At 63.8% G+C, this 18,986-nt stretch carries 18 protein-coding genes; 8 read left to right on the top strand and 10 right to left on the bottom strand.

Annotation, left to right across the window (positions count from 1 at the left end; genetic code table 11):
- Nucleotides 1-46: 46 nt before the first annotated feature.
- From aroK to pilM, 5 genes are read right to left on the bottom strand one after another with little or no spacing between them, the layout of a single operon-like run.
- Nucleotides 47-565 (bottom strand): shikimate kinase AroK, encoded by a 519-nt coding sequence (aroK, locus tag AC0ZZU_RS01940; RefSeq protein WP_476338605.1) that lies wholly within the window; start codon nucleotides 563-565, stop codon nucleotides 47-49.
- A gap of 4 nt (nucleotides 566-569) precedes the next feature.
- Complete coding sequence (locus AC0ZZU_RS01935; protein ID WP_476339108.1) at nucleotides 570-1,823, bottom strand: type IV pilus secretin PilQ; 1,254 nt, start codon at nucleotides 1,821-1,823, stop codon at nucleotides 570-572.
- Nucleotides 1,762-2,787 (bottom strand): pilus assembly protein PilP, encoded by a 1,026-nt coding sequence (locus AC0ZZU_RS01930; protein ID WP_476338603.1) that lies wholly within the window; start codon nucleotides 2,785-2,787, stop codon nucleotides 1,762-1,764. The genes AC0ZZU_RS01935 and AC0ZZU_RS01930 overlap by 62 nt, the downstream gene beginning before the upstream one ends.
- Nucleotides 2,784-3,320, bottom strand: coding sequence for a PilN domain-containing protein (locus AC0ZZU_RS01925; RefSeq protein WP_476338602.1), 537 nt, complete (start codon nucleotides 3,318-3,320; stop codon nucleotides 2,784-2,786). Before AC0ZZU_RS01925 ends, AC0ZZU_RS01930 begins: the two co-directional genes overlap by 4 nt.
- A complete protein-coding gene (pilM, locus tag AC0ZZU_RS01920; protein WP_476338600.1) occupies nucleotides 3,320-4,225 on the bottom strand; it encodes a type IV pilus biogenesis protein PilM in 906 nt (301 codons plus the stop codon). The genes AC0ZZU_RS01925 and pilM overlap by 1 nt, the downstream gene beginning before the upstream one ends.
- 182 nt (nucleotides 4,226-4,407) lie before the next feature.
- Between pilM and AC0ZZU_RS01915 the strand changes: the two genes are divergently transcribed.
- Nucleotides 4,408-6,858 carry a penicillin-binding protein 1A gene (locus AC0ZZU_RS01915; protein ID WP_476338599.1) on the top strand — a complete coding sequence of 817 codons (2,451 nt, stop codon included), beginning with the start codon at nucleotides 4,408-4,410 and terminating at the stop codon, nucleotides 6,856-6,858.
- An 84-nt stretch (nucleotides 6,859-6,942) separates the two neighbouring features.
- Here AC0ZZU_RS01915 and AC0ZZU_RS01910 read toward each other — a convergent pair whose 3' ends face one another.
- The 3 genes from AC0ZZU_RS01910 to rpmE all read right to left on the bottom strand — a co-directional run bounded on the left by AC0ZZU_RS01910 (nucleotide 6,943) and on the right by rpmE (nucleotide 9,480).
- The gene (locus AC0ZZU_RS01910; RefSeq protein WP_476338597.1) at nucleotides 6,943-8,211 is read right to left on the bottom strand and encodes a malic enzyme-like NAD(P)-binding protein; all 1,269 of its coding nucleotides are present in this window, start codon (nucleotides 8,209-8,211) and stop codon (nucleotides 6,943-6,945) included.
- Nucleotides 8,212-8,446: 235 nt separating this feature from the next.
- Complete coding sequence (locus AC0ZZU_RS01905) at nucleotides 8,447-9,262, bottom strand: thermonuclease family protein (RefSeq protein WP_476338596.1); 816 nt, start codon at nucleotides 9,260-9,262, stop codon at nucleotides 8,447-8,449.
- Nucleotides 9,263-9,264: 2 nt separating this feature from the next.
- Entirely contained in the window at nucleotides 9,265-9,480 is a 216-nt protein-coding gene (gene rpmE / locus AC0ZZU_RS01900) for a 50S ribosomal protein L31 (RefSeq protein ID WP_158458694.1), read from the bottom strand.
- A gap of 168 nt (nucleotides 9,481-9,648) precedes the next feature.
- Here rpmE and AC0ZZU_RS01895 point away from each other — a divergent pair, with 168 nt between their 5' ends.
- The 3 genes from AC0ZZU_RS01895 to AC0ZZU_RS01885 all read left to right on the top strand — a co-directional run bounded on the left by AC0ZZU_RS01895 (nucleotide 9,649) and on the right by AC0ZZU_RS01885 (nucleotide 14,438).
- Nucleotides 9,649-11,868, top strand: a complete 2,220-nt coding sequence (locus AC0ZZU_RS01895) for a primosomal protein N' (protein WP_476338594.1) — start codon at nucleotides 9,649-9,651, stop codon at nucleotides 11,866-11,868.
- Between the two features lie 136 nt (nucleotides 11,869-12,004).
- Nucleotides 12,005-13,741, top strand: coding sequence for an arginine--tRNA ligase (gene argS / locus AC0ZZU_RS01890; RefSeq protein WP_476338592.1), 1,737 nt, complete (start codon nucleotides 12,005-12,007; stop codon nucleotides 13,739-13,741).
- A gap of 1 nt (nucleotide 13,742) precedes the next feature.
- Entirely contained in the window at nucleotides 13,743-14,438 is a 696-nt protein-coding gene (locus AC0ZZU_RS01885) for an SPOR domain-containing protein (protein WP_476338590.1), read from the top strand.
- 48 nt (nucleotides 14,439-14,486) lie between these two features.
- Here the strand turns inward: AC0ZZU_RS01885 and AC0ZZU_RS01880 are convergent, their stop codons facing one another.
- Nucleotides 14,487-14,906, bottom strand: a complete 420-nt coding sequence (locus tag AC0ZZU_RS01880) for an NINE protein (protein WP_158458698.1) — start codon at nucleotides 14,904-14,906, stop codon at nucleotides 14,487-14,489.
- Nucleotides 14,907-15,074: 168 nt separating this feature from the next.
- Between AC0ZZU_RS01880 and AC0ZZU_RS01875 the strand changes: the two genes are divergently transcribed.
- Nucleotides 15,075-15,704: a C40 family peptidase gene (locus AC0ZZU_RS01875; protein WP_476338588.1), complete on the top strand. Its 630-nt coding sequence runs from the start codon at nucleotides 15,075-15,077 to the stop codon at nucleotides 15,702-15,704.
- A 12-nt stretch (nucleotides 15,705-15,716) separates the two neighbouring features.
- Here AC0ZZU_RS01875 and AC0ZZU_RS01870 read toward each other — a convergent pair whose 3' ends face one another.
- Entirely contained in the window at nucleotides 15,717-16,739 is a 1,023-nt protein-coding gene (locus AC0ZZU_RS01870) for a type IV pilus twitching motility protein PilT (RefSeq protein WP_476338586.1), read from the bottom strand.
- Nucleotides 16,740-16,805: 66 nt separating this feature from the next.
- On the opposite strand from AC0ZZU_RS01870, the gene AC0ZZU_RS01865 reads away from it, so the two are divergent.
- Genes AC0ZZU_RS01865 through AC0ZZU_RS01855 form a run of 3 tightly spaced genes read left to right on the top strand, consistent with a single transcriptional unit; the run spans nucleotide 16,806 to nucleotide 18,949 of the window.
- Nucleotides 16,806-17,492 (top strand): YggS family pyridoxal phosphate-dependent enzyme, encoded by a 687-nt coding sequence (locus AC0ZZU_RS01865; RefSeq protein ID WP_476338584.1) that lies wholly within the window; start codon nucleotides 16,806-16,808, stop codon nucleotides 17,490-17,492.
- Between the two features lie 37 nt (nucleotides 17,493-17,529).
- Nucleotides 17,530-18,348, top strand: a complete 819-nt coding sequence (proC, locus tag AC0ZZU_RS01860; protein ID WP_476338582.1) for a pyrroline-5-carboxylate reductase — start codon at nucleotides 17,530-17,532, stop codon at nucleotides 18,346-18,348.
- 10 nt (nucleotides 18,349-18,358) lie between these two features.
- A complete protein-coding gene (locus AC0ZZU_RS01855; protein ID WP_476338580.1) occupies nucleotides 18,359-18,949 on the top strand; it encodes a YggT family protein in 591 nt (196 codons plus the stop codon).
- Nucleotides 18,950-18,986: the final 37 nt, after the last annotated feature.

Below are 18,986 nucleotides of genomic sequence, written 5' to 3'. Positions count from 1 at the left end.
GTTGAACCCCGCCTCGGCCTGGCAGGCCGCCGAGGATAGTCCCGGCTTATCGGGGGGGCAACTGCTGCAAGCGATCCAGGATATCGAGCACCACCATGCGTGGCGGCCGCTCGTCGGTTTCCACCACCAGATCGGCGATCTCGCGGTATAGCGGGTCGCGCGTCTCTAGCAAGGCGCGCAAGGTGGCTTCTGGATTGGCGGTCCGCAGCAAGGGCCGGTTGCGGTCGCGGGCAGTACGCCCCACCTGCTGCTCGACCGAAGCGTGCAGGTACACGACCCGTCCACCGGCATGCAGCGCACGGCGATTGGCCTCACGCATCACGGCTCCACCCCCGGTGGCCAGCACCACGCCATCGAGGCCGCACAGCTCGGCAATCATTGCCTCCTCGCGGTCGCGAAAGCCCGGTTCGCCTTCCTTGTCGAAGATCCACGGGATATTGGCGCCGGTTCGCAGTTCGATTTCCTTGTCGGAATCCTTGAACAACAGGCGCAGCTCTTTGGCCAACAGGCGCCCAATGGTGCTTTTGCCAGCGCCCATCGGCCCTACAAGTATCAAATTTCGCACAGAATCAACGACTCACAGCAATCGCCTGGTCACCCATGATACGCGGAGTCAGGAAGACCAGCAGCTCAGATTTTTTCTCTTGTAATGCATCGCGTCGAAACAGCCGCCCAACATACGGCAGATCGCCCAGAAATGGCACCTTGTCGACCACATTACTTTGCACCGTCGAGTAGACGCCGCCGATGACGATGGTCTGGCCATCGCCCACGCTGACCTTGGCATTGACCTCGTTCTTGCGGATTGCCGGTACGTTGCCCTGTGCATTGAGGTAGTCAGGCTCGTCCTTGGTCACCTTCACCGCCATGATCACCCCGTTGCCCGGGGTGATCTGCGGCGTCACTTCAAGGGACAGAGACGCTTCGCGAAACGAGATCGACGTGGCGCCGCTGCCGCTGGTTTCCTGGTACGGCACCTCGGTGCCCTTGAGGATCCTGGCGGTTTCCTTGTCCGCGGTGACCACCTTGGGCTGGGAGACGATTTCGCCATTGCCGCTTTTTTCCATGGCGCTGAGTTCAAGATCCAGCAAGACATCGCTGCGCAGCAGCCCGACTCCGAGGCTGGCGGTGGCCCGTTCGGCGCCCAGGTCGACGAACACATCACCGCCCAGGCCGCTACCCTCAGGCTTGAGCGAGCGCCCCCAGCGCACACCCAGGCTGCGCTCATAATCGACATTGGCCTCGACGATGCGCGCCTCGATCATCACCTGGCGCAGCGGGACGTCCAATCGAGCCACAAGCTGGCGCAACTCGGCGAGCCGGTCGGCGGGCTGGGTGGCCACCAGTGTATTGGTACGCGCGTCGACGCTCAGGCTGCCACGCCCGGCAAGAATGCCATCGTCGGCCAATGCGGCGAGCAGCAGTTCGGCGAGGTCACCGGCGTTGGCGTGATGGATAGGCAGCAGTTCGCGCTGCAGCGGCTGCAACTGGGCATCCAGTTCGAGGCCGAGCCGCGCCTCCCGCGCCTGTTCGGCCAGCTCGGCAGCGGGCGCGACCAGCATCACGTTGCCCTCCTCCCGCCTGCCAAGCCCCTTGCTGCGCAGCACCAGGTCGAGCGCTCGCTCCCAGGGCACGTCCTGCAAGCGCAGGGTGATATTGCCTTGCACCGAGTCACTGGCTACCAGGTTGATTCCGGCAAAGTCTGCAAGTACCTGCAACACCGAACGCACCTCCACGTCCTGGAAGTTCAACGACAGCCGCTCATCCGCTGTGACCTGTGTTGCCGTCGTCGCCCGCATCGGCAAGGCTGCCAGTAACACCATTATCGCCATGCCCTTCAAGCTCATCCGTGACCTCCATGACCGTTCTCTTCTTGAGAATGAGATACCGCGCTTGCTCCAGCCAGCCCTGGCCATCGACAAACCGTGGTTCAAGCACCTCTACCTGCTGTTCGTCTATTCGACTGACCCGGCCCTCGGCACGTCCGACGGGGTCCCCTACCCGCACCCGATGCACCGCGCCGGCCAAGCGCAGCAACGCCTGGTGCTCGCCGTGCCGGGCAAGGCTGCCGACCATCTCCAGCTGTTCGAGCGGAACGCTCGCAAGGAGGTTGGCGACGACCTGCCCGGTTTTGCGCCGGAACGGGTCGATGACCGGCAACCGACCTTGGCCACGAGCGGTCTCGGCAGCCAGTGACCGCGGGATTCCGGGACCCTGTTGGTCCGCATGGTAGGCATTGACGGCCACGTGCATGCGCAGCCGACCCGTCCCCCCTTCCACCGCGACCATTCGCAAGTGCTGCACGCGCAGCAGACGCAGTTGGCCCAGCCATTGGTCAAGCCACAGGCGCAGGGCCGGGTAGCGGCCGACCACTTGCAAGGTCAGGGGGACCGTTCGATACCCAGGGCCGTCAGACGACTCCAGCGCGTCAACCTGTTCGAACAGCAGGCCATGCTCACGCCCCAGCCTGGAGAGGTCTTCAAGCACCTCGGCCATGTCTCCGCCGGCCGCCAGCCGCCAACGGGTGTCCTGCAGCTGCTGGCGTGAGCACTCCAGTGCGGCCTGCAACTCGGTGAACCGATGTGCCTGCTGGTCTTTGCCCACCCGCTCCGCGTGAAGGTCCCGGGCCTGGCCGGCACCTATGCCCAGCTCTACGCGCAATGCATCAAGCCGCACGCAGTACCCGAGCCCCAGCACACCTAGCATTACCAACGCCAGCAAAGCGGCCTTGAACAGTGTTGAACGCTCGGCAAGCCCTTGCCAGTCGGGAAGCAGACTGAAGCTCATGATCCGGGCGCCAGCATCCTGGCCGACAAGCGGAAAGCCTCGCCCTTGGGTTCGCTACGCAACTGCTGCAGATCGACCTCATGCAGCAACGGTGCGGTCTGCAGGCTACGCATCAGCTGGGCTACCAGGCTCCCCGACGTGGCGATGCCCTGCAACTGCACGTCAGCGCCCTTGAGTGCCAGGCCCGTCAGATAGACCCCCTCGGGCAACACTTGCTCAAGCTGCTCGAAAAAGGCCAACGCATTGCCCTCCCCAGCGCGCAAGCCAGCAAGCACTGCTTGCTCCTCATGCACGTCGGAAAGGGTCTGTTCGAGGCCGGCCATTTCAGACAACCGCCGATCCAGCGTTACCAGCTCTGCCTGGGCACGATCGTGGGCCAGAGCCTGTAGCTGCAAGCGCTGGCGCCCGATCTGGTCAAGCATCAGGACACCACAGAGCGCCAACAGCGCGGCGCCCACCAGCGAAGCCTGGAGGCGGCGGACTGCTGCCAGGCGTCGGCGCTCCCGCCAAGGCAACAGGTTCAGTCGCAGCATCAGCGCAGCCCTCCCATGGCCAGACCGCAGGCCATGGCCATTGCCCCCCGCGCTAGCGTGAGGTCAGCGGCGTCTGGCAAGGCCGTCAGATCGAGCCCGGTCAGCGGCTCAAGCCTTTGCGTGGAGATGCGCAGGCGGTCCTGCAGGTATCCGCGCAAATCTCCGCAAGCGCCCCCCGCACCGGCCAACAGCAGGACATCGACCCGAGCACCCTGCAACACACATCCGAGCCACTGCTCGATGCTCTCCGGTGTCGCCGACACTGCGTGCAGCTCATGGCGCACGGGGATCGGGCCTGCGTGCCAGGCATGCAGTACCACCCGGTCCATCTCCACTTGCACCACAGCCCGCGCACCTGGCGAAGCCGGCAGGACGCGCTGCAGCGCCAGGCTGTCGACGTCCACCAGCCGCGCCTGCAGGCCAGCCTCCGCAAGTATCTGCTCCAGCGGGTCAAGATGGCTTTGCCGACAGGCGGCGACCGCTACGTCAACCCAGCCTGGCTGATCGAGGCTAGGCCCCAGCACCTGGAAATCCAGCGCGGTATCGTCCAGGGGAAAAGGAATGAACTGGTCAGCTTCGGCCAGCACTTGCGCTTCCATCTGCACATCGTTGAGACCTGCCGACAAACGGCGAACCTTGCTTATCACCTGTGACCCAGGCATCGCAATGGCCACTCGCCGCTGCCTGCTCCCCGTGCGCTGGTGAGCCCTGCGCAAGGCGGCTACCACGGGTGCCGGGTCGCTGGTCCAAGCGCCCGTCAGCGGTTCGCCAGCGAGCGGTTCCAGCACCCAGGCGCTGACTTGGCAATGCCCGCGTCGGCGCTGCAATTGAAGCATTCGAATCGAGTCCGGGGCTATTTCCAGCCCGAGGAGTGAACCGGCATCCTTGCCGAGGCGTCCAAGCATCGTTTATCCCTTTTAGTCACCGCAGATAGCCATCGATCGCCAAGCGCCTTGGAGGCTGTCGCGATCCAAGCACCTCCCCGCCGGTCACCCGGAGGGGGCAAAAATGCTTATAATGCCCAGCGTTTTTTCCCTGTCCGCCGGACCGCGTGCAACCCACTCTTCAACCTGGACACCCAAAAGCCTTGATACGCCTGCTGAAGTTCTTCTGGTGGTCTTTCGTCGCAGTCATCTGCGCGCTCGTACTCGGTGTGAGCGGCGCGTTTCTGTATCTTAGCCCCACCCTGCCGTCCGTCGACTCGCTCCGAAGCATCCAGTTGCAGATTCCGCTTAGGGTCTACAGCAGCGACGACAAGCTGATTGCCGAGTTTGGCGAGATGCGCCGCTCGCCGATTCGATTCGCGGAAATTCCCCCACAGTTCATTCAGGCGCTTCTGTCAGCCGAGGACGATAATTTCCTCAATCATTACGGCGTCGACCCGAGCAGCCTGATGCGGGCGGCCACGCAACTGGTCAAGACCGGGCATATCCAGACCGGTGGCAGCACCATCACCATGCAGGTGGCGAAGAACTTCTTCCTCAGCAGCGAGCGAAGCTTCTCACGCAAGACCACGGAAATACTCCTGGCCCTGCAGATCGAGCGCCAGCTGACCAAGGACGAGATCCTTGAGCTCTACGTCAACAAGATCTACCTGGGTAACCGCGCCTACGGCATCGATGCGGCGGCGCAGGTGTACTACGGAAAGTCGATTCGCGACGTAAGCCTCGCGCAGATGGCCATGATCGCCGGCCTGCCCAAGGCGCCCTCGCGGTTCAATCCCCTCGCCAACCCGGTACGCGCCAAAGAACGTCGCGACTGGATCCTCGGCCGCATGTACAGGCTCGGCAAGATCGACGAGGCGAGCTACAAGGCTGCGCTGGCGGAAAAGTTGAATGCCAGCTACCACGTGCCTGCCCCCGAGGTGAACGCTCCATACATCGCCGAAATGGCCCGCGCCGAAATGGTCGGCCGCTATGGCAGCGACGCCTATACCGAAGGTTTCCGCGTCACCACCACGGTGCCGAGCAACCTGCAGGACATGGCCAACCGCGCGGTGCTCGACGGCCTTACCGCCTACGACGAACGCCACGGCTACCGGGGTCCGGAAACCCGCTTCCCAGGCAAGACCCGCGAGGCCTGGCTGCAGGAAATGACTCGCCAGCGTCCGCTCGGCGGCCTGGAGCCTGCCATCGTTACCCAGGTGGACAAGGCCGGTCTCACGGTCCTGACCCGTTCGGGCAAGGATGAAACCGTCGCCTGGGAAACCATGAAGTGGGCTCGCCCCTACCTCAACAACAACAGCCAGGGCCGCGCGCCCCAGCAACCTTCCGACGTCGCACAGGTTGGCGACCTGGTACGCTTGCAGCGCCTTGATGACGGCAGTTTGAAATTCAGCCAGGTGCCGGGTGCCCAAAGTGCGCTGGTGACCCTTGACCCCAATAATGGCGCGATCCGTGCCCTGGTCGGTGGCTTCTCGTTCGAGCAGAGCAATTACAACCGCGCCATGCAGGCCAAGCGCCAGCCGGGCTCGAGCTTCAAGCCGTTCGTCTATAGCGCCGCGCTGGACAGCGGCTACACCGCCTCGAGCCTGGTCAACGACGCCCCGATCGTGTTCGTCGACGAGTACCTGGACAAGGTCTGGCGCCCGAAGAACGACACCAACACTTTCCTTGGTCCGATTCGCATGCGCGAGGCACTGTACAAGTCGCGCAACCTGGTATCGATCCGCCTGTTGCAGGCCATGGGTGTCGACCGCACCATCGACTACATTTCCAAATTCGGCTTCAACAAGCAGGACTTGCCGCGCAATCTGTCCCTGGCACTGGGTACTGCCACGCTGACCCCGATGGAAATCGCCACGGGGTGGAGTACGTTCGCCAACGGGGGCTACAAGGTCACCCCGTACCTGATCGACCGCATCGACAGTCGCAGTGGCGAGAACCTCTTCACCGCCAACCCGCCGAGCGTGCCGCAGGGTACCCAGGACCAGGCAGGTCTCGCCGCGCCGGAGCAGCCGATCGGCACCCAGCTTCCAGGCGAAGCACCGGCCACGGCCGATCAGCCAGGCGCCGCGTTCCAGGTCCCGGCTGTTGCCGAACGCATTGTCGATGGACGCACCACCTACATCCTCACCAGCATGCTGCAGGACGTGATCAAGCGTGGCACCGGCCGCCGCGCCATGGCCTTGGGCCGAACCGACCTGGCGGGCAAGACCGGTACCACCAACGAGTCCAAGGACGCCTGGTTCTCCGGCTACAACGCTGACTACGTCACCACCGTGTGGAGCGGTTTCGACCAGCCTGAGACACTCGGCCGCCGCGAATACGGCGGCACCGTGGCCCTGCCGATCTGGATGAGCTTCATGGGCGCTGCCCTCAAGGACAAGCCCGCCCATACCCCGGCAGAGCCAGAAGGCATCCTCAGCCTGCGCGTCGACCCTATCAGCGGCCGCGCCGCCACACCGAGCACCCCGAACGCCTACTTCGAGCTGTTCAAGGCCGAGGACTCCCCGCCATCGGTGAACGAGCTCGGCAATGGCGCAGCGCCGGGCAGCCCCCTGCCAGCGGATGAAGCGGCGCCGATAGACCTGTTCTAGGCCTCAGCGGCATAAGCCAACCAGCAAGCACAAAAAAGCCCCGGCTCTCACAAGCCGGGGCTTTTCATTTCATGCTGCAACGGCTCAGCCGTTGAACACGTCATCCACGCTCTTGAGCGGGTAGTTCTTCGGATATGGCAGGGTGGCCACGCCGGTCTCGATTGCGGCCTTGGCCACTGCATCGGATACCAGGGTGATCAGGCGTGCGTCCATCGGCTTCGGAATGATGTACTCACGGCCGAATTCCAGGGAGTCAACGCCATAGGCTTCGCAGACTTCCTTCGGTACCGGCAGCTTGGCCAGGTCTTTCAGGGCGTTGGCGGCGGCGATCTTCATTTCTTCGTTGATGCGCTTGGCACGTACGTCCAGGGCACCGCGGAAGATGAAGGGGAAGCCCAGGACGTTGTTGACCTGGTTCGGGTAGTCGGAACGACCGGTGGCCATGATCACGTCGCTGCGGGTGGCGTGAGCCAGTTCCGGGGAGATCTCCGGATCCGGGTTGGAGCAGGCGAAGACAATCGGGTTCGGCGCCATCGACTTGAGGCCTTCGGCGCTCAGCAGGTTCGGGCCGGACAGGCCGACGAACACATCGGCACCGTCCAGGGCGTCAGCCAGGGTGCGCTTGTCGGTGGCATGGGCGAACACGGCCTTGTACTGGTTCAGGTCGTCGCGGCCAGCGTGGATCACGCCGTTGCGGTCGATCATGAAGATGTTCTCGACCTTGGCGCCCATGCTGACCAGCAGCTTCATGCAGGAGATGGCGGCAGCGCCAGCGCCCAGGCAGACGATTTTCGCGTCTTCGAGGGTCTTGCCTGCGATTTCCAGGGCGTTGATCATGCCGGCGGCGGTGACGATCGCGGTGCCGTGCTGGTCATCGTGGAAAACCGGGATGTCACACTGCTCGATCAGGGTGCGCTCGATCTCGAAGCACTCTGGCGCCTTGATGTCTTCGAGGTTGATGCCGCCGAAGGTGATGGAGATGCGGCGCACGGTGTCGATGAAGGCTTGCGGGCTTTCGGATTCGACTTCGATGTCGAAAACGTCGATGCCGGCGAAACGCTTGAACAGAACGCCCTTGCCTTCCATGACCGGCTTGGAAGCCAGTGGGCCGAGGTTACCCAGACCCAGAATGGCGGTACCGTCGGAAATCACTGCGACCAGGTTGCCCTTGCCGGTGTATTTGTAAGCGAGCTCAGGATCACGACCGATTTCGCGTACAGGCTCGGCAACGCCTGGGCTGTAGGCCAGCGACAGGTCGCGTGCGGTGGAGGTCGGTTTGGTGAGCTCGACGCTCAGTTTACCCGGACGAGGCTGGGCGTGATATTCGAGAGCGGCGGTTTTCAAGTCTGACATGGTGGGCATTCCGCTATTTATCTGTTCTGACGGACCGCCGAGGATACGCAAAGTGCCCGGGAGCGACAAGACTGCCCGGTCACTTGTGTCAAGGCCTTGGACCTACGACTTTACGCTATTACCCATGCGGCATAACAAGCTTATTGTGTACAATTACAATCCATAATGTCTACATGTTTTGTGCGACGTTCGGACGTGCATGCAGCGCAGCCAGAAGAAACCAGCGACATTGATTCTAGTAGCGCTGCAGCATGCTGGGATCGGTAAGCGGCAACAGCCAGCGTCGCTGGCCTGGCTTGAGGCCACCCTTGCGCGAGCGATCTATCACCCAACCGCGGGCCTCGACCTGCCGCCCCTTGAGGTCATTCATGGACTGCGCAGGGAAAGCGCGCTGCAAACGTGAAGGCACCTGAAGGACCATCGAGTTATCGAGTTCGAGCCAGATGCCACCCCGGTTTCGCTCGATCTTTTGCACCCGACCTGCAACCACGGCGAAGCCTGACTGCCGTATGTCGGCAGGACGCTGCACAGGCGATTGCCGCCAGAGCCCTGACCTCGCCTTGCGTGCTGCCTGTTCGGCGGAGTGCTGACAGCTCGCCAGCCGCACGTTTGGCGCCACTGCCACGCGATAGCCAAGCCCTTCGCTGAGCAAGACCGCTTCGAGATTGGCGCCATTGCGCCCGTAGATATGGGCCAGGGTCCGGCCATACTTGTCTTTGCCCTGGACGCCACGTACCAGTCCCACCTTGCCGTCACTGGCCTTGACCAGCGCCTGGAGTCTTCGCCGGGCAGCGTCGGCAAACGGTTCGCTGGTGCGTCCATTACGGCCGATCTCTGGGGCATTGATACCGATCAGCCGAATACTGCGGCCGTCTGTCAGGCGCACCGTATCGCCATCGATCACCTGGCGCACCGCCACCTGCTGCGCCCGCTCGGGCAGCGGACAGAAGGCCTGGGCCGGCAGGTGCCAGATTGCGCCCATAAAAAAAGCGCCCACAAGGGGCGCTTTTTTCAGCAACAACGCGAAGCCCGAAGGATTCGCCCTGCGCATTCTTACTTCTTGGCACCGAACATGCCGAAGCGGTCTGCGAACTTCTGTACGCGGCCGCCGGTGTCCAGCACTTTCTGCTTACCGGTGTAGAACGGGTGGCACTGCGAGCACACGTCGATCGACAGAGGCTTGGCCAGGGTCGAACGAGTTTCGAACTTGCTGCCGCAGCTGCAGGTGACTGCAACTACTTCGTAATTCGGGTGAATATTGTCTTTCATGGTCGCTTCCTCAGCTGCGTGCCGCCATCCAACACCATTGTTGAATACCGCACGTAATCAGGCGGCGAATAATACCAGAGCTTGCCGTCAGCGCAAGTTGTCGCTTGCACCGACCGTCGTCTGCTAGGCTCGCCGGGTTCCCGACAACCCTGCCAGAGAACCTCCCGCGTGTCCGACGTCATCCTGCGCCTAGCCCTGCCCTCGCCCCTGCGTCGCCTGTTCGACTACCGGGCCACGGCAAGCATGGCGCGCCAGGCCCTGACCCCGGGCATGCGTATCCGCGTGCCGTTTGGCCGCCGCGAGATGATCGGCGTGCTGGTGGAGGTGTGCGCCGAGAGCGAAGTGCCGGCCGACAAGCTCAAGCCGGCCGTGGCCTTGCTGGACCCCGTCTCGCCGGTGCCTGCGGCGCTGTTCAGGCTGTGCCTGTGGACCGCCCAGTACTACCAGCACAGCCTCGGCGATACCCTTAGCTGGGCCTTGCCGACGCTGCTGCGCCAGGGCGAACCGGCCGAGGCGCGGCAGGAGCGGTTCTGGCAGATCGCCCCTGGCGCACGCATGGACGACCCACGCATCGCCCGCGCGCCCCGCCAGCGAGAAGCACTGCAGACCTTGGGCCAGCATCCCCACGGTGTCGCCCACGCTGTATTGACCAAGCTGGGCCTGAGCAAGGACAGCCTTGACCTGCTGCTGGCCAAGGAGCTGGTACAGGTCGAGGTGCGCCGCCACCTGCCCCAGGCTCGTCACGAACGCTGGCTGGCCCAGCCGGAACTGCGGCTGAACGAGGAGCAACAAGCGGCGTTCAGTGCAGTGCGTTCGAGCTTTGGCAGCTTCCATGCCTTTTTACTGGCCGGCGTCACCGGCAGCGGCAAGACCGAGGTCTACCTGCAGCTGATCCGTGAAACACTCGAGGCAGGCAAGCAGGCGCTGATACTGATCCCGGAAATCAACCTCGGCCCGCAGACCCTGGCGCGCTTCGAGCAGCGCTTCAACGCCCGCATCGCCTTGCTGCACTCGGCGGTCAACGACCGTGAGCGCCTGGACGCCTGGCTGGCAGCGCGCGACGGTGAGGCCGACATCATCATCGGCACCCGTTCGGCGCTGTTCACGCCGATGAAAAACCCTGGACTGATCATCATCGACGAGGAGCACGACGGCTCCTATAAACAGCAGGAAGGCCTGCGCTATCACGCTCGGGACCTGGCGCTGGTGCGGGCTCACCAGGAGAACATCCCGATCCTGCTGGGCTCGGCCACTCCCTCGCTTGAAAGCCTGCATAACGCCCACACCGGACGCTACGGCCTGTTGCGCATGAACCAGCGCGCTGGCGGGGCGCACCAGCCACGCTTCCTGCGCCTGGACGTCAAGAGCCGTCCCCTGGACAGCGGCATCAGCGGTCCCTTGCAGCAGGCCATCGGCCAGACACTGGCGGCCGGCCAGCAGGTATTGGTATTCCTCAACCGCCGCGGCTTTGCCCCGACCTTGCTGTGCCACGACTGTGGCTGGCTTTCCGAATGCCCTCGCTGTGATGCGCGCATGACCGTGCATCAACGTTCCGGCGTGCTGCGCTGCCATCACTGCGGGTACGACGAGCGCCTGCCGCGTCAGTGCCCGCAGTGCAATCATGTAGACCTGAGGCCCGTGGGCGCCGGTACCGAGCGCGCCGAAGAGCGCTTGCAGATCCTTTTCCCGGACTTTCCGGTGCTGCGCGTCGATCGTGATAGCACCTCGCGCAAGGACGCGATGCAAAACCTGTTCACCACTATCCAGCGCGGCCAGCCGTGCATCCTGGTCGGCACCCAGATGCTGGCCAAGGGTCACCATTTTCCCCGGGTCACCCTGGTGGCTGTCCTGGATGCCGATGGCGGGCTGTTTTCCGGGGATTTTCGCGCCGCCGAGCGGATGGCCCAGCTGATCGTCCAGGTAGCGGGCCGGGCTGGTCGTGCGGAAGAGCCCGGCAAGGTCATTGTCCAGACCCACCTGGCCGATCATCCGCTGCTGGTGCAACTGACCGAGCAGGGCTACTTCGCCTTTGCAGAGCAGGCCTTGAGCGAGCGCCGCGCCGCCGGCCTGCCCCCCTTCGCGCATCTCGCCCTGCTGCGCGCCGAGGCCCACAAGCCCGGCCAGGCCGAAGGCTTCCTGGACGAAGCCTGCGCCGCCGCCGAGCGATTGCTGGTCGAGCACGGGCTGAGCGGGATCGAGCTGCTCGGCCCGGTGCCTGCCCCCATGGAACGGCGCGCTGGCAAGTTTCGCGCGCAGCTGTTGCTGCAGGCCAACGCCCGCGCGCCTTTGCACCGCCTTATCAGTGCCTGGTTGCTGCTGCTGGAGCAGATGCCGTCAGGACGGCAGGTCCGCTGGTCGGTGGATGTGGATCCGGTGGATCTTTACTGAGGGGGCAGCAGCGAGCTGCTACTTGCAGCTCGCAGGCGCCCAAAGGTTGGCAACCCGCCCCCAGCAACGGATAATGCCCAGTTTTTCCACCTGCGCATCAAAGCGCTGCCGCGCTTGCGGTTGAAAAGAGAATCCCATGAAAGACACCATTCGCCAGCTGATCCAGCAAGCCCTCACCCAACTCGTCACCGATGGTGTGCTGCCTGAAGGGCTGACGCCGGCGATCCAGGTGGAAAACGCCCGGGACAAGACCCACGGCGACTTCGCCAGCAACATCGCGATGATGCTGGCGAAGCCGGCCGGGATGAAGCCGCGTGACCTGGCCGAAAAACTGATCAACGCCTTGCCGGCCAGCGACGACATCACCAAGGTCGAGATCGCAGGCCCGGGCTTCCTCAACTTCTTCCAGAACACCCAGGCCCTGGCCAACCGTCTCGACGCAGCCCTGGCCGATGCCACGCTGGGCGTACGCAAGGCGGGTGCCGCGCAGAAGGTGGTGGTCGACCTGTCCGCCCCGAATCTGGCCAAGGAGATGCACGTTGGCCACCTGCGCTCGACCATCATCGGCGACAGCGTCGCCCGAGTGCTGGAGTTCCTGGGCGATACGGTGATCCGCCAGAACCACGTGGGCGACTGGGGCACCCAGTTCGGCATGCTGCTGGCCTATCTCGAAGAAAACCCGATCACCAGCGACGAACTGTCGGACCTCGAGAATTTCTATCGCGCGGCGAAGAAGCGTTTCGACGAGTCGGAAGACTTCGCCACCCGCGCCCGCGGCCTGGTGGTCAAGCTGCAGGCCGGCGACCCAGACTGCCTTGCCTTGTGGACGCGCTTCAAGGACATTTCCCTGTCGCACTGCCAGAAGACCTACGAGCTGCTCAACGTCAAGCTGACCATGGCCGACGTCATGGGTGAAAGCGCCTACAACGCCGACCTCGCCAATGTAGTCGCCGACCTCAAGGCCACCGGCCTGCTGGTCGAGAGCCAGGGCGCCCAGTGCGTGTTCCTCGACGAGTTCAAGAACGCCGAAGGCGAGCCGCTGCCAGTGATCGTGCAGAAGGCCGACGGCGGCTATCTGTACGCCACCACCGACCTCGCTGCCGTGCGCTACCGCAGCAACGTCCTGAAGGCCGATCGCGCCCTCTACTTTGTAGACCAGCGCCAGGCCCTGCATTTCAACCAGGTGTTCGAGGTCGCGCGGCGCGCCGGTTTCGTCGGCCATCCGATGCAGATGGAGCACATGGGCTTCGGCACCATGAACGGCGCCGACGGCCGCCCGTTCAAGACCCGTGATGGCGGCACCGTCAAGCTGGTCGACCTGCTCACCGAAGCCAAGGAGCGGGCCTACGCCCTGGTTAAGGAAAAGAACCCTGCGCTGGCCGAAAACGAGCTGCGCAGCATTGGCGAAGTGGTCGGCATCGGCGCGGTCAAGTACGCCGACCTGTCCAAGCACCGCACCAGTGACTACAGCTTCAACTTCGAACTGATGCTCAACTTCGAAGGCAATACCGCGCCATACCTGTTGTACGCCTACACCCGCGTTGCCGGCGTCTTCCGCAAGCTGGGCAAAGGCTTCGACGAGGTTGACGGCCAGATCGTCCTGCAGGCGCCCCATGAGCAGGACCTGGCGGCCCGCCTGGCGCAGTTTGGCGAAGTATTGAACAACGTCGCCGACAAGGGCACCCCGCACGTGCTGTGTACCTACCTGTACGATGTTGCCGGCCTGTTCTCGAGCTTCTACGAGAACTGCCCGATTCTTGCCGCCGAAACCCCCGAGCAACAGCAGAGCCGCCTGCGCCTGGCCGCCCTGACCGGCCGCACCCTCAAGCAAGGCCTGGAACTGCTCGGCCTGGAAACCCTGGAGCGCATGTAAGTTGGCCGCCAAGAAAAAACCTGCCCCCAAACGCGGCGCCAGCCGGCACCAGGCCCCGGCCAAAGCGCCGATCCCTGGTTGGATCTGGCTGGCTGTCGGCCTGTCCGTGGGCGCCTTCATCGTCTTCCTGATGAAGCTGGAACCTGGCAGCACCGATATCCAGCGCACCAAGCCCGAGCAGCAGAAGGCCGAGAAGATCGCCGAGGCCAACAAGACCGCGCCCAGCCCCCAGCAGCCGGTCAAGCCCAAGTACGACTTCTATACATTGCTGCCTGAGTCCGAGGTCATCGTGCCGCCCGAAGCGGTTCCGGAGAAGACCCCGCCCGTGCCTGCGCAGCCTGTTACCCCGGTCACGCAAGCCGAAGCCGCGAAGATCGACACTGCGCGCGCCCAGGCGGCGCTGATGGGCGAGACACCGGCGCCCGCACCACCGGTGATCAAGCCAGCCGCGACCACGCAGTTCTTCCTGCAGGCCGGTTCGTTCCGCAAGCAGGCCGATGCCGACAAGGTCCGTGCGCAGATCATCCTGCTCGGCCAGGCGGTCAAGGTAGAGTCGGGAACAGTGAAGGATGAAACCTGGTACCGCGTGCTTGTCGGACCGTTCAGCAACCGTGAACAACTGACCGTGGCGCAGAAGCAGCTGGCCGGCAGCGGCTTCAGCAACCTGCTGTTGCAACAGCGGCAGATTCGGCAATAGCGGCGGGACAAGGCCCTGTCGCCTCAAGGCGACAGGGCCTTTGTGCATTCAGCGGTACTGGTTGTTGCGCTCCGATATCTGGGTGTTCAGGGTAAGGAAGTCATACAGCACCCCCACCAGGAACAGCCCGCCGGTGAACAGGTAGACAACGCCGGAAATCCATTTTGCCTGATAGAAGCGGTGCAGGCCGAAGATCCCGGTGAAGGTCAGCAGCAACCACGCCACGTTGTAGTCCAGACGGCCCGGCAGGAAACGCCGGTCTGCCTCGCGATCCATCGCGGGGATCAGAAACAGGTCGATCAGCCAGCCGATACCCAGCAGACCGAAGGTGAAGAACCAGAGGGTCCCCGTCACAGGCTTGCCGTAGTAGAAGCGGTGCGAGCCGGTGAAGCCGAAAATCCACAGCAGATAACCGATGATCTTGCTGTGAGTGTCGTGTTGCGGTGCCGCTGGTTGGTACGTATTCATTGATGCCCCTCGCGGGTTAGCTCAAAATTTTCTAAAGAAATATGTGACTTTTCGTTGATGTAGCGACGGCTGACAGCCATCCAATCGACAGACGGATCATTTTTTGATCAAAAAGCTGTTATAAAGTTGCGCGCCAACAGACCAACACAACAATCAAGAGCTTCGCCTATGCCACCCTTGTTCAAGACATGGCTGACCCTCTGCCTATTATTGCCCCTGGCCGCCCACGCCACCAATCGTGAGCAACGTCTTCCCAACGGCTTCACCGCCTACAGCACCAACGTCACGGTGAAGCGTGCACCTGCGCAGCAAGTCACCCAACGCGCTCGTCCGGCCAATGCGGCCAAGGCGGCGAACCTGCCGGTTGCCTCGGCATCGGCCAAGCAGAGCAGCGCCGTGCTCAGCCGCGCCGTGAACATGCTCGGCACGCCCTATCGCTGGGGCGGCAGCACGCCGGCCAAGGGCTTCGACTGCAGCGGCCTGGTGAAGTATGCCTTCAATGACGTCCAGGACGTCGACCTGCCGCGCACCTCCAACGCGATGGCCCAGGGCCACGGCGTCAAGGTAGCACGCAAGGACCTGAGGCCTGGCGACCTGATCTTTTTCAACATCAAGAGCCGCAGGGTCAACCATGTTGCCATCTACCTGGGCAACGACCGCTTCATCCATGCCCCGCGCCGTGGCAAGCGCGTCAGCATCGACACGCTGAACAAGCCGTACTGGAACAAGCACTACGTGGTCGCCAAGCGCGTGCTGCCCAAGGAGCAGCCGGGCGGGATTCGCCTGGCCAATCGCTAGCCTGGCCACTCACTAGCCTGGCCTGAGCGCCTGGACCTGTTCCGGGCCGATCAGCCCCTGGGCAAGCAGGCCTTGCAAGGCCGCCTCCAGTGTCTGCATACCCGCTGCTGCCCCACCCTGCATCACCGACGGCAACTGCGCCAACCGCCCTTCGCGGATCAGGTTGCGCACGGCGGGCGTGGCTACCAGCACCTCCCTGGCCGCTACCCGGCCGCCGCCGATGCGCTTCAATAGCTGTTGCGACACCACCACACGCAGCGATTCGGCCAGCATCCCCCGCACCAGCGCCTTTTCTTCGGCGGCAAAGACTTCGACCAGACGATCGATACTGCCTACCGCCGAGCGCGTGTGCACGGTCGCCAGCACCAGGTGGCCGGTTTCGGCGGCGCGCAGAGCCAGGCGGATGGTATCCAGGTCGCGCAGCTCGCCGATCATGACCACATCAGGGTCCTGGCGCAGGGCACTGCGCAGGCCTTGGGCGAAGTCCTGGCTATGGCGGCCGATCTCACGCTGATTGACCAGGCCGCGGCGCCTGCTGTGGATAACTTCGATGGGGTCCTCGAGCGTGATGATATGCAGAGGCCGCGCCCGGTTCAGTTGATCGACCAGCGCCGCCAGGCTTGTGCTCTTGCCGCTGCCGGTGGGCCCACCCACCAGCACCAGGCCACTGCTGAACCGTGCAACGAGTCGAAACACTTCTTCGAGGCCCAACTCATCCAGCCTGGGCACCCGCGAGGGAATGACCCGCAAGCAGGCCGCCGGACCATTGAGCTGCTCATACAGGTTCAGGCGAAAGCGCCCAAGGCCGGGAAGCTCGAGCGCCATATCAAGCTCCCGACCCTTTCCTGCCCAGGGCTGCCCGGCCTGTTCGAGCAACTGCGCCAGTCCCTGACGCAGGGCCGTCGCCTCCAGTGGCGGCAGGTCAAGGCGCCGCAGCTCGCCATCCAGGCGCAGCATCGGTGCTTCGCCCGCGGCCAGGTGCAGGTCCGAAGCCTGCGCCCCAACCGCCTGGGCCAAGAGTTCGGTCACGTCCATGAGGCTCCCCAAAGGCTGCCAAGCAGGTAGAATGCCGGAGTCTCCAGAAGCCCTCGGCAGCGATCAATGTCCACCATAGCAGACAATATTCTTGCCCTTGCCGCCCGCATCGACAGCGCGGCGAAAGCGGCCGGGCGCGACGCGTCCACAGTCCGGCTGCTGGCCGTGAGCAAGACGAAACCCGCGAGCGCGGTCCGCGAAGCCTTTGCTGCCGGCGTGCGCGATGTGGGCGAGAACTACCTGCAAGAGGCCTTGGCCAAGCAGGAAGAATTGTCCGACCTGGCCTTGATCTGGCACTTCATCGGCCCCATTCAGTCGAACAAGACGCGAGCGATCGCCGAACATTTCGATTGGGTACATTCCGTGGACCGCCTGAAGATCGCCCAACGCCTTTCCGAGCAGCGCCCAGCCGATCTTGCGCCGCTCAACATCTGCCTGCAGGTCAATGTCAGTGGTGAAGCGAGCAAGTCAGGCTGCGAGCCTGCCGGGCTGCCTGCGCTCGCCAGCGCCGTTGCCGCCCTGCCCGGCCTGCGTCTGCGCGGCTTGATGGCGATTCCTGAGCCCACGGATGACCGCGCCACCCAGGAAGCCGCGTTTGCCACCCTGCGCGAGCTGCAGGAGCACCTCGGCCTGGGCCTGGACACCTTGTCCATGGGCATGAGCCACGATCTGGAAGCCGCCATTGCTCAAGGGGCGACCTGGGTCCGCATTGGTACCGCCCTGTTCGGTGCGCGTGACTACGGCCCTGCCTGAACCATGCTTTACTCACTCTTTCCCTCAAGGACCTGACATGAGCAAGACGCGTATTGCCTTTATTGGCGCCGGCAACATGGCCGCCAGCCTGATCGGCGGGCTGCGGGCCCAGGGCCTGGATGCTTCGCAGATCCGCGCCAGCGATCCAGGTGCAGACACCCGCACCAGGCTGCAGGCCGAACACGGTATCGAGGTATTCGAAGACAACGCCCAGGCCATCGACGGCGCAGACGTCGTCGTTCTGGCGGTCAAGCCGCAGGTCATGAAAGCCGTGTGCCTGGCCCTGCAACCACACCTTGCCCCCAACCAGCTGATCGTTTCGATTGCCGCCGGCATCACCTGCGCCAGCATGAACGCCTGGCTCGGAGCCCAGCCGATCGTGCGCTGCATGCCCAATACCCCGGCGCTGCTGCGCAAGGGCGTCAGCGGCTTGTATGCCACCGCAGAAGTAACCCCGGCCCAGCGCGAGCAGGCCGAGCAACTGCTGACCGCCGTGGGCCTGGCCCTGTGGCTGGAGCAAGAGCAGCAACTGGACGCAGTGACCGCGGTTTCGGGCAGTGGCCCGGCGTATTTCTTCCTGCTGATCGAGGCGATGACTGCGGCAGGCGAGAAACTCGGCCTGCCCCGCGAGACAGCCTCGCAACTGACCCTGCAGACCGCCCTGGGCGCTGCGAACATGGCGGTGGCCAGCGACGTCGATGCAGCCGAGCTGCGCCGCCGCGTGACGTCGCCGGCCGGCACCACTGAAGCGGCGATCAAGTCGTTCCAGGCCAACGGATTCGAACATCTGGTCGAGCAGGCACTGGAAGCCGCCGCGCGGCGCTCCGCCGAGCTGGCCGAACAACTGGGCAAATAAGGAGCTCTAGATGAATGCACTGTCTGGCGCCATGATTTTCGTGGTGCAAACCCTGGTCAGCCTGTATCTGGTGATCGTCCTGCTGCGCTTCGTGCTGCAACTGGTCAAGGCCGACTTCTACAACCCGCTGAGCCAGTTCGCCGTCCGCGCGACCCAGCCGCTGCTCAAGCCGATCCGGCGCATCGTGCCGAGCATCGCCGGCCTCGATACCTCATCCCTGTTGCTGGCGATCATCATCCAGGCGCTGCTGATGGCCTTCGTGCTGATGGTCACCTATGGCACCTTCGGCAACGTGCTGCCCCTGCTGATGTGGGCGATCATCGGCATCACCTCGCTGTTCCTGAAGATCTTCTGGGTGGCGATGATCGTCATGGTGATCGTCTCGTGGGTCGCACCCAACAGCCATAACCCGGCTGCCGAGCTCGCCTACCAGATCAGCGAGCCGGTGCTCGCGCCCTTCCGCAAGCTGATCCCCAACCTGGGCGGCATGGACATCTCGCCGATCTTCGCCTTCCTGGCGATCCAGGTGATCCAGTCGTTCGTGATGCCGCCGCTGGCAGCCTATGCCGGCATGCCGCAAGAACTGTGGCGGATGATCTGATCCTGCCTTTACCCCCAGCGGCAAGCTGTTGCTTGCC

It is taken from the genome of Pseudomonas sp. JE3303 (assembly GCF_056312565.1).
Note: the sequence above shows the minus strand (reverse complement) of the source record. Positions and strands in the feature narration are given on the sequence as shown.